Source organism: Burkholderiales bacterium (genome assembly GCA_023511995.1).
Classification (GTDB): Bacteria; Pseudomonadota; Gammaproteobacteria; order Burkholderiales; family Thiobacteraceae; genus Thiobacter.
This window is the reverse complement of record JAIMAL010000037.1, coordinates 1-9,466: the sequence shown is the minus strand read 5'-3', so window position 1 is coordinate 9,466 and position 9,466 is coordinate 1. Positions and strand designations below refer to the sequence as shown.

Sequence of the window (9,466 nt, the reverse complement as noted above, 5' to 3'; positions counted from 1 at the left end):
GTCGAGACGACCACCCGCTCGTGGCCACCTTCCCGCCGACCGTGCGCCTCCCCGAGCCCTGGCTCGTCATCGGTCGCGTCACCGAGGGCGGCGGGGTCACCGTGGACGGTCGCCGCTACGCGGACGGTCCAGTCGGCTGGGATCACTTCCGCTGAACGTTGCGTTAGTGGCGCTGAGCGGTGCCGGTGACTACGGAGGGTAGCCAATGATCGAACTGGGCTACCGCACCTTACATCGATATCTATAACGCCCGTATTCTCGGTGATCGTGTCCAACATTGAGATCCGACCCATGCGGTTCGGTGCACCTGTGGCCCAGAAGATGGTTGCCGAGGCGCAGGCGGAGATTACTCAGCGTTACGGTTCGGAGGATGAGAACCCGGTCGAGTCGGTACAGTTCGACCCGCCGGAGGGCGTCTTTCTGGTCGCGTGGATCGACGGGCAGCCCGTGGGGTGTGGGGGCTGGCGAACGATTTCCCACTTCAGCGAGGACGGCGGGCTCGCCGAGGACGTCGCCGAGATCAAGCGGATGTACGTCGCGCCCAGCGCCCGCAACAGCGGGGTCGCGACGGCCCTGCTCACGGCGCTTGAGGAGTCGGCGCGGGAGAGCGGGATGCGTCGGGTGGTCCTGGAGACGGGCCTGGCCCAGCCTGAGGCGATCGCCTTCTACACGAAGATGGGCTACGAGCGCGTCCCGAACTACGGCTACTACAAGGACTCGCCGGACTGCGTGAGCTTCGGCCGCGACCTCTAAGTGTCAGTCACCGGGCCGCACACCCGGGCGGCCCGGGCGAGCGCCAGCGAGCACCAGGAGAACCTCAACCACGGGCGGCCCGGAGGATTTTGCCGGCCTTGATGCAGGACGTGCAGACCGACAGGCGCCGGGTCGTGCCGCCGCCAGCGGCCACCCGAACCGTCTGGATGTTGGGGTGCCAGCTGCGGTTGGTCTTCTTCTTCGACCACGGCACGTTGTGGCCGAAGCCCGGACCCTTGCCACAGACGTCGCACACGCTCGCCACGGGAATCTCCTGGTTGATGAGGGCTGCCCTCGGTGGGCCAGATCTTGAGGCACCAACAGTCGGGGCGCCAGCTACGAGAGTCTAGCCCATCGTCAGCGACCGGGGCGAATCAGCCCGGCCGGCGTGCGCGAGGAGCGGACTGAGCGCGGAGGCGGACAAGGTTCTACCGTGGGGAGGTGCTCGACAGCCTGGACGCCGCCGCCGTACGCCGGTGGTGTGCCGTGGGGTTGGACGCGCTGCGGCGCCACCGGGCCGAGATCGACGAGTTGAACGTCTACCCCGTGCCTGACGGCGATACGGGCACCAACATGGTGCTCACCCTCGGCGCCGCCTGGGAGGCGCTCGCCGCCGCGTCGACCGTTGCCGACGAACCCAGCGGGCCGGGCGCGCCTTTCGTGGTACCGTAACACCATGGCCGATGCCGCTCCCATTGCTGCAAGCCTGCGTGAGGCCACCATTGTCCATCTTTCGCGCTTCTCGCCTTTTTCCGAGATGCGCCGCGAAGACCTGGAATGGATGGTGGAGCGGCTCTCCCTCGTCTATACCCCCCGCGATGGCATTCTCCTCGATCCCGCCCAGGGTCCGGTTTCCCATTTCTACGTGATCAAGCAGGGGGCGGTGGTGGGGGAGAGCGCGGCCGGTGGCGAGGGCGCCCACTGGCAGCTCGTGGAAGGCGAGTGTTTCCCCCTCGGCGCGTTGCTCGCCCACCGTCCGGTGGGCAATGTCTACCGCGCCGTCGAGGATACCTTCTGCTATCGCCTGGCTTCTGCCCATTTCGACGAGCTTCTGCGCCGCTCGCCGCCCTTCCACGATTTCTGCACCCGGCGCATCGCGCATCTTCTGGAGCGTTCGCGCCAACTGATCCAGGCCCAGTACACCCAGGCGAGCATCACCCAGCAGCCCCTGTCGAGCCCGCTTGCCCAACTGCTGCGGCGGCAACCGGTCACCTGTGCGCCGGACACCCCCCTGCGGGATGCGCTCGCCCGCATGCAGCGGGAAAACGTGGGTTCCATGGTGGTGACCGAGGAAGGGCGGCCGGTGGGCATTTTCACCCTGCACGATCTGCTCTCCCGCGTGGCCCTTGCCGAACGCAGCCTCAGTGACCCCATCCGCAGCGTGATGACGGAGGCGCCCCTGGGGCTGGCTGAACACGCGAGCGCCCACGAGGCGGCGCTCCTCATGGCGCGCCACGGCATCCGCCACGTGCTGGTGCTGCGGGAGGGGCGCCTTGCTGGCGTGATTTCCGAACGCGATCTCTTTGCCCTGCAGCGGGTGGGCCTCACCGAAATCAGCACCAGCGTGCGCAACGCCCGCCGGCTCGAGGACCTGCCGCCCATTGCCGCCGACATCCGGGCGCTTGCCCACGCCATGCTGGCCCAGGGCGTGGGGGCGGAGCAGCTCACCCAGCTCATCTCCACCCTCAACGACCTCCTCACCGCGCGCATCATCGAGCTGGCCCGTGTTCGCTTCGGCGTGGAGGACATCGCCTTCTGCTGGCTCGCCCTGGGCTCCGAGGGAAGGGTGGAGCAGACCCTGGCCACCGATCAGGACAACGGCATCATCTTCGCCGCTTCTGCGGAGACGGCCAAAGCGACACGGGAGCGGCTGCTCCCCTTCGCCCGGGCAGTGAACGAAGCCCTTGCCGCCTGTGGCTTCCCCTTATGCAAGGGCAACGTCATGGCCAGCAATCCCCAGTGGTGCCTCAGCCTCGAGGGGTGGCAGAAACTGTTCCTCAACTGGATGGATCAGGGCGATCCCGAGGCGCTCCTCAACGCATCGATCTTTTTCGATTTCCGACCTTTGAGCGGCGACACCGCCTTGGGGGAGACGCTGCGTGCCTGGCTGGCGGAGCGGGCGCCGGCCAATCCCCGTTTCCTGCACCAGATGGCCGCCAACGCCCTGCGCAACCGTCCGCCGCTGGGCTTCGTGCGGGATTTCGTCGTCGAATCGAAGGGGGAATATGCCCACACCATCGATCTCAAACTCAATGGCACCACCCCCTTCGTGGATGCGGCGCGCATCTACAGCCTTGCCGCCGGGGACAGCCACACCAACACGGTGCAGCGTCTGCGGGCGGCGGCGGCCGCCCACCTGCTTCCCGTCGACGAGGTGGAGGCCTGGGCGGAGGCATTTCTCTTCCTCCAGCTCCTCAAGCTGCGCACCCAGCACGCCAGCGAGCGGGAGGGCCGGCCCGTGCATAACCACGTCAATCCGGACGAGCTCAACGAGCTGGAGCGGCGCATCCTCAAGGAAGCCTTCCGTCAGGCGCGGAAGCTGCAGAGCCGGCTTGCCCTCGACTACGGGCTGTAGCCGGGGTGGCGCAGGCCATGGGCTTCCTCGACTGGTTGCGGCGCACCCTCGCCTCCCCCCGCGACCCTTCCCTGCGGGAGCAGCTTGCTGCCTGGCGGACTCGCCCCGCACCCGCCCCCACCACTCCCATCGGTGCCGTGCGCTGGGTGGTGGTGGATGTGGAATCCAGCGGCCTCGATGTCTGGCGCGACCGCCTCATTTCCATCGGGGCCGTCGCCCTGCACGGGGAGGTGCTGGTTTTGTCCGACAGCCTGGAGGTGGTCCTGCGCCAGGCGGAGGTGAGCGAAACCGCCAACATCCTCGTCCATGGCATCGGGGCAACCGCCCAGCAAAGCGGTCTGCCGCCGGCCCGGGCCCTGCTGGATTTCCTCGCCTTCACCGGTGGCGACCCGCTGGTGGCGTTCCATGCCGCCTTCGATACCGTGATGATCGGCCGCGCCCTGCGCAGCCATCTGGGTTTGCGCTGGCGGCCGCTCGTGATCGACCTCGCGGATCTTTTGCCCGCGCTCTTTCCCCAGGCGGACTGCCGCGACCTCGATGCGTGGGCGGCCCGTTTTGGCATCCGCCACGACACCCGCCACCAGGCCCTATCCGATGCCTATGCCACCGCGCAGCTCCTGCAGGTGGCCCTGGCCGCCGCCCGCGTCCAGGGTCATTCCACCCTGGGGGCGGTGGATCGCCTGCAGCGGCAGCAGCGCGCCCTGCAACGCCTGGGGGCGCCGGGCTGAAAACGGGAATTAGACAAAGTCCAAATGCCGCGCTATGATAAGCCCATGAAAAAGCATTATTATTCCCGCGACGAGATTGCGGGTTTGTTACGCAGTCATGGCATCAATCCGACCCACCAGCGGATTGAGATCGCCTATGCCCTCTTCGGTCGCCAGGCGCACCTGTCGGCGGACCAGATCATGGCCATCGTCAACGACCGCCACAGCGAGACCTCCAAGGCCACGGTGTACAACACCCTCAACCTCTTCAAACAGCACAAGCTGATCCGCGAGGTGATCGTCGATCCCAACAAGGTGTTCTACGATCCCAACACCGAGCCCCACCATCATTTCTACAACGTGGCTTCCGGTGAGCTCACCGACATCGATGGCAGCGACGTGCGCGTGGAAGGCCTGCCGCCGCTGCCGGAAGGCGTGGTGGCGGAGGGCGTGGACGTCATCGTGCGCATCCGCCCGGCGGCCTGAGCCGCGTTTGCCCTCTTTACACCGACTGACTATAATCCCCGGTTTCGCCGGTGTAGCTCAGCTGGTAGAGCAGCGCATTCGTAATGCGCGGGTCGGGAGTTCGAATCTCTTCACCGGCACCCCTTTCCCCCGCCCTTTACAGGGTGAGCGGCCCCGCCTAGACTGAATGGCCTGCGCGCCAGGACCCCTGTCATCGTGCTGATCAGCGAAATCCTCGCCCTGAAGGGCAACGAAATCGTCTCCGTCCCGCCCGACTGCACCGTGCGGGAGGCCCTCGCACGCATGGTGGAAAAGGACATCAGCTCGGTGGTGGTGATGTCGGGAGGGACCATGGTGGGGCTCCTCACCGGCCGGGACATCCTCAAGGCCCTGCATGAGCGGGGTTGTGCGCTCACGGGCGTCACGGTGGCGGAGGTCATGGTCACCGAGCCCATCATCGGCAATCCCGACGACACCGTGGACTACGTGCGCGGGGTCATGACCGAAAACCACATCACCCACCTGCCGGTCATGGAGGGGGAACGCCTGCTGGGCATCATCTCCTTCCACGACGTCGCCCGCGCCTGCCTGTCCGAGGCCAAGCTGGAAAACCGCCTGCTCAAGCGCTACATCCGCCACTGGCCCGAATGATTCCTGTCGGAATCCCGACACAGGCATGACGGGCGTTGTCCCTCATATTTTCCAAGCCATTGATTTCCAGAGAAAATGGGTGCCGCTGCGGTGCGCGGTGCCGCTGGCATGCTTGCTGCTTGCCTGCCATCCAGTTCCAGGGAGTGTGCCGTGTTCGAGTTTTTTCCCTTCAAACGCAAGCCGACGGACCCGATGACCGATGTCCAGTCGGCCACCCGCTGGATGCAGGAGCTGCCGCTGGGGGACCTCTACGCCGCCAACGAGCGGCTGGTGAAGGCCCTGCACGAATACAACGCCCAGAAACAGGCGGCAACCAAAGACCGCATCGGGGCACTGCTCACCCTGGACGAGGGGGCGCAGGAGATTCTGCGCGGACTGAACGAACAGTATCTCCTCAATCCCCGCATGTCCCGCGCCGTGGAAAGCCGGCTGTGGAATGCGGTATTCGCCTATTACGAAGAGATTCTCCACGCCTATCACGCGCTGGTGATGGACTATGTGGCCAATCCCGGCGGCAGCCGCGTGCGACCCCACCTCCCCCTGATCCTGGCGCGCACCATCCATTACCTCGGCCTCGATGCCAAGTGGTGTTATTTCCGCTACGAGCGCGTCAACCCCAAGCTGTGGAAGCGCCTGCACAAGCTCTATCACCTGGCGGAATACGAGGAGATCGAAGGGCAGCCCCTCGTCCTCTACGGGACTGAAGCAGGGCAGGAGGTCAGCATCGTCCAGCGCTATCTGCGCATCCTCATGCTCGATGTCGTCAACGACGGCACGCTAATGCCGCGCCAGATCGATCTCATCGACCGGTGGCTTGCCGGCTTCGTGCGGGAGCTCACCCTGGAGAAGACCTTCAAGCCCGCCCGTCACACCTACTACGTGGACCTGGAGGAGGCCCACGGGGCGCGCCGCGTCCGGCGGCTGGAACCCACCGACAGCAAGCGCTACTGGGACACCTTTGCCCTCAAGGCGCACATCGACGCGCTGCGCGCCCAGCTCACGGCGGGGGTGGCGCCGGCCCGCCTGGGGCTCACCGAGGATTGCAAGCTGCCCGCCTGCCTGGACCTCCTGGACAAGGTGGCGGCCCTGTGGTCCCCCACGGTGAAACGGGCGCAGCGGGCTCACGAGCGCAAGCGTGTGCTGCAGCAGGTGGAGGTGGTGCGCGGGCTGGAGACGATTTGCGCCAACGTGAAGCTGGACAACGACCAGGTGCGCCTTGCCGAGGGCGAGGGCGGCATGACCTACGAAGAGATGCTGGATATGCATCTCTATGGCTTCGTCACCCAGCGCACCCGCCTCAAACTCGCCCAAGCGCGGGAAGGTCAGCGCACACCCCTGGAGGAGCACGAGCGCTGGATTGTGGAAAACGAAAGCGAGGGCGGCTATGGTGCCCTCATCAACGGAAAGAAGGACGACTGGCTGCGTCTAGGCAGGCTGGTGGGCGTGCGCCCTCAGCGGGGCGCCAACTGGGTGGTGGCCGTCATCCGTCGCCTGGTGCACGTCAATCCGGATCAATACTCGGTGGGGCTGGAGGTCATCTCCCGCCGTCCGCTGGCGCTGGTGCTGCGCCCCACCCGGCACGAGGAGACGGGCTACACCATCGACGGCATCGACGCGGTGGAGGTGGCATTGCCCATCCCCGCCCTCTATCTCAAGGGCGAGCCCGAGGCCGGCCGGCCCGACAGCCTCATTCTGGCCAGCGCCGAATTCGCGCCCGGGCGCGCCTTGTGGTTCACCGCCCGCGGTGTGACCTACCACATCGCCCTCGATCACGCCTTGGAGCGGGGCGATGACTGGCTGCGGGTCACCTTCAAGGTGGTCAGCCGCGTCCCTCCCGTAAGCCAGACGGTGCGCGGCTAGAAAAACTCCGCGCCATGGCGGCGCAAGCCCCGCGCGAAGCCCTGGCGCTTCATGCCAGCACGCGGGCAAGCCAGGTGCCGATGTCGGCGATTTCCGGGCCGCACACCGTGTGAGCCATGGGATAGGTGTGCCATTCCACGGGATAACCCAGCGCCTCGAGACGCCGCCGCGTCTGCTCGGCGAGGGTTAGGGGGACGATGTCACCTGCCGTGCCGTGGGCAAGAAAAATGGGCAGATCCCGGTTTGCCGCGCTGGCCTCGTCAGCGAGGGTGGCGGCCAGGGGCAGGTAGGAAGACAGCACCAGGGCACCGGCCAAGCGTGCCGGATGGCGCAGGGCGGTGTGGAGCGCCACCGCTCCACCCTGGGAGAAGCCGGCCAGCACCACCCGCCGCGGCGCCACCTCCCGCGCCGCTTCCCGGGCAATGAGGTCTTCCACACTGCGGGCGGCGGCACGGATGCCTGCCTCATCCTCCGGCGCCCCCGGACCAATGGCGATGATGTCATACCAGGCGGGCATCACCCGGCCAAAGTTCCAGGTCACCGGCCGCAGGGGCGCGTGGGGGAAGACGAAACGCAGCGGGGGCAAGCGCGAGAGGTCGAGCTCGTCCACGATGGGCAGGAAGTCATGACCATCCGCCCCCAGGCCATGCAGCCAGATGATGCTTGCCACCGGTCGAGGTCCGGTCTCCACTTCCACCGGTGGCGGGGTGGCCTCCATCACGCGTGGTGCCGGGCCAGCACGTCGAAGGTCACCCGCGCATAGTCCTCGCCCAGGGCGAGGGGTTGTTGCAGGCGGATGGTATAGGCCTTGCCCTGCGCCTTGAGCATCAACAGGCGACCGGGCTCGTATTCGCTGCGGGCAAGCAGCAGGCTGCGCGGCTGCTGCGCTTCCGGCAGCTCCATGAGGTAGAGACCGTCGCTGACTCTTTGTTTGCCCTCCCCATTGCCGAGGGCATGGAGCTCCACGGGGATGGGGGTCTGGCTCAGGGTTTCGATGCCCACATAGGTGCGGGCGGTGGGATTGCGGTTGATGCGGCGCACCACGCCGATGAGGAAGTGCCGTGCGCTGTCCGGCTTGAGCCCCACCAGGGTGCCGATCTTCAGGGGTTCGGCATGGATGTCCGCGGTCACACCACAACCGGAGACACTTTCGTTTTCCATCACCCACTGGGCAAGGCGCGACTCGAAAAGCTCCTCCCCCGTGGGGGCGCCCAAGGGGGTGCCGCCCACGGTGTGGCCGGTGACCTCGTAATCGATGAGCTCGCCGGTGGCCCGCCGGCGCCGCTTCCTCGCCCCCGGTTTGAGCTGGGCGACGATGTCGGCAAAGCCCTGCACCACCTGCACCACCTTCACCTTGGGCACGCGCTCGTGCTTGCGCTCCACGTTCCTGCGCGACCAGCGGTTCTTGACGAGGTCAATGAGATCGAGGCACTGGGGCAGCCGGCAGTCCTCGGTCAGCCCCAGGCGTGCCGGCACAGCGCCCGCCCTGAGCTGCTCGAGCGCCTTGTCGATGGCCACCAGCAGGAGTCCGACGCCGAAGTAGCGGTATTTCTCCCCCAGCATGTTGCGGCGCAGGGGGCGTGCCGGTTTGGTGTCGCCGAGATTCACGGCGTAGAGTTGACGGTGGGGACGGAAATCCTTCTCCAGGGTGACGCTTTTCGCCCAATGGGACAGCCACCGGTCCACCAGATCGATCTGCAGGGGATCAAGGCTGTCGGGGCTTGCCAGGTGGAGGAGCTGGGCGTGGAGATACTGGGCCATCGCGCTCGTTTCCAGCTCGGCATCGGGGAAGGGCTTGAACAGTGTTCTCTCGAAACCCTCCCGCTCGGCGAAGAGGTAAAACCGGTTGAGGTTGCGCCAGACCACGGCTTCCACCGGCAGGTAGCGGAGATATGCCCACTTCGCCTGCTGGGTGTAATAGTAGAGCCCGCGCAAGGTGATGAGGTGAATCTGCGGCCACAGCTTCTGCACCGGCTCCTGGGCGAAGCTGCGCAGGCAGATGTGGTAGGCGTTGGCCATCTCCTCCCAGAAGGTGAGGAGGGTGCCGAGATACGCCTTTTCCGGGGCCTGGGGCACATCGATCACCGCCAGGTAATCGCGGCAGAGCTTGTCCTGAAGGCTGCGCGCCTTTTCGTCCAGGTACATTACCACCCGCAGCCGCTCCTTGAGGGACATGCGGCGGTTTTCGTTGAGGGAGGTGAGGGCCTTGACGATTTCCCCCTGCGCCCGGTGCATGTCGGACAGGGGCAGTTCCTGGACCCAGATGGTGGCGGATTTGAGGTTGCCCACCGGGTCCTCGGAGCGCCGGCGCAGGATGGCGTTGATGAGGCCGCTGAAGTCGAACATGGGAAAAGACGCGCCGGGCGGCGCGCCGGAAATGGTGGATTCAATCTCGAAGTGCAACGCGGCTGTATGATTGCATAAATACCTGATGAGGTGTTTTCCAGTTCAGGCG

At 66.3% G+C, this 9,466-nt stretch carries 10 protein-coding genes and 1 tRNA gene; 8 read left to right on the top strand and 3 right to left on the bottom strand.

The window, feature by feature from the left end; all coding sequences use genetic code 11:
- The first annotated feature begins 291 nt into the window (after positions 1–291).
- The gene (locus K6T56_12490; GenBank protein MCL6557161.1) at positions 292–753 is read left to right on the top strand and encodes a GNAT family N-acetyltransferase; all 462 of its coding nucleotides are present in this window, start codon (positions 292–294) and stop codon (positions 751–753) included.
- A 64-nt stretch (positions 754–817) separates the two neighbouring features.
- Here K6T56_12490 and rpmB read toward each other — a convergent pair whose 3' ends face one another.
- A complete protein-coding gene (gene rpmB / locus K6T56_12485; GenBank protein ID MCL6557160.1) occupies positions 818–1,018 on the bottom strand; it encodes a 50S ribosomal protein L28 in 201 nt (66 codons plus the stop codon).
- Positions 1,019–1,194: 176 nt separating this feature from the next.
- Here rpmB and K6T56_12480 point away from each other — a divergent pair, with 176 nt between their 5' ends.
- The 7 genes from K6T56_12480 (at position 1,195) to K6T56_12450 (ending at position 7,011) form a co-directional block, all read left to right on the top strand.
- A complete protein-coding gene (locus tag K6T56_12480) occupies positions 1,195–1,425 on the top strand; it encodes a hypothetical protein (GenBank protein ID MCL6557159.1) in 231 nt (76 codons plus the stop codon).
- Positions 1,426–1,534: 109 nt separating this feature from the next.
- On the top strand, positions 1,535–3,328 hold the full coding sequence (locus K6T56_12475) for a CBS domain-containing protein (protein ID MCL6557158.1): 1,794 nt from the start codon (positions 1,535–1,537) through the stop codon (positions 3,326–3,328).
- A gap of 17 nt (positions 3,329–3,345) precedes the next feature.
- The gene (locus K6T56_12470) at positions 3,346–4,056 is read left to right on the top strand and encodes a 3'-5' exonuclease (GenBank protein MCL6557157.1); all 711 of its coding nucleotides are present in this window, start codon (positions 3,346–3,348) and stop codon (positions 4,054–4,056) included.
- A 45-nt stretch (positions 4,057–4,101) separates the two neighbouring features.
- Entirely contained in the window at positions 4,102–4,521 is a 420-nt protein-coding gene (locus K6T56_12465) for a transcriptional repressor (protein MCL6557156.1), read from the top strand.
- 46 nt (positions 4,522–4,567) lie between these two features.
- Positions 4,568–4,640, top strand: a tRNA-Thr gene (locus K6T56_12460).
- 76 nt (positions 4,641–4,716) lie between these two features.
- On the top strand, positions 4,717–5,151 hold the full coding sequence (locus K6T56_12455) for a CBS domain-containing protein (GenBank protein ID MCL6557155.1): 435 nt from the start codon (positions 4,717–4,719) through the stop codon (positions 5,149–5,151).
- A gap of 150 nt (positions 5,152–5,301) precedes the next feature.
- The gene (locus tag K6T56_12450; protein MCL6557154.1) at positions 5,302–7,011 is read left to right on the top strand and encodes a hypothetical protein; all 1,710 of its coding nucleotides are present in this window, start codon (positions 5,302–5,304) and stop codon (positions 7,009–7,011) included.
- A 49-nt stretch (positions 7,012–7,060) separates the two neighbouring features.
- Here K6T56_12450 and K6T56_12445 read toward each other — a convergent pair whose 3' ends face one another.
- The gene (locus K6T56_12445) at positions 7,061–7,729 is read right to left on the bottom strand and encodes an alpha/beta fold hydrolase (GenBank protein MCL6557153.1); all 669 of its coding nucleotides are present in this window, start codon (positions 7,727–7,729) and stop codon (positions 7,061–7,063) included.
- Positions 7,729–9,357 carry a hypothetical protein gene (locus K6T56_12440; protein MCL6557152.1) on the bottom strand — a complete coding sequence of 543 codons (1,629 nt, stop codon included), beginning with the start codon at positions 9,355–9,357 and terminating at the stop codon, positions 7,729–7,731. The genes K6T56_12445 and K6T56_12440 overlap by 1 nt, the downstream gene beginning before the upstream one ends.
- Positions 9,358–9,466: the final 109 nt, after the last annotated feature.

Excerpts from the sequence above, each read along its gene's own strand:
- K6T56_12475 (MCL6557158.1), top strand. The coding sequence starts at position 1,535 with ATGGTGGAGCGGCTCTCCCTCGTCTATACCCCCCGCGATGGCATTCTC.
- K6T56_12440 (MCL6557152.1), bottom strand. The coding sequence starts at position 9,357 with ATGTTCGACTTCAGCGGCCTCATCAACGCCATCCTGCGCCGGCGCTCC.
- K6T56_12490 (MCL6557161.1), top strand. The coding sequence starts at position 292 with ATGCGGTTCGGTGCACCTGTGGCCCAGAAGATGGTTGCCGAGGCGCAG.
- K6T56_12465 (MCL6557156.1), top strand. The coding sequence starts at position 4,102 with ATGAAAAAGCATTATTATTCCCGCGACGAGATTGCGGGTTTGTTACGC.
- K6T56_12445 (MCL6557153.1), bottom strand. The coding sequence starts at position 7,729 with ATGGAGGCCACCCCGCCACCGGTGGAAGTGGAGACCGGACCTCGACCG.
- K6T56_12470 (MCL6557157.1), top strand. The coding sequence starts at position 3,346 with ATGGGCTTCCTCGACTGGTTGCGGCGCACCCTCGCCTCCCCCCGCGAC.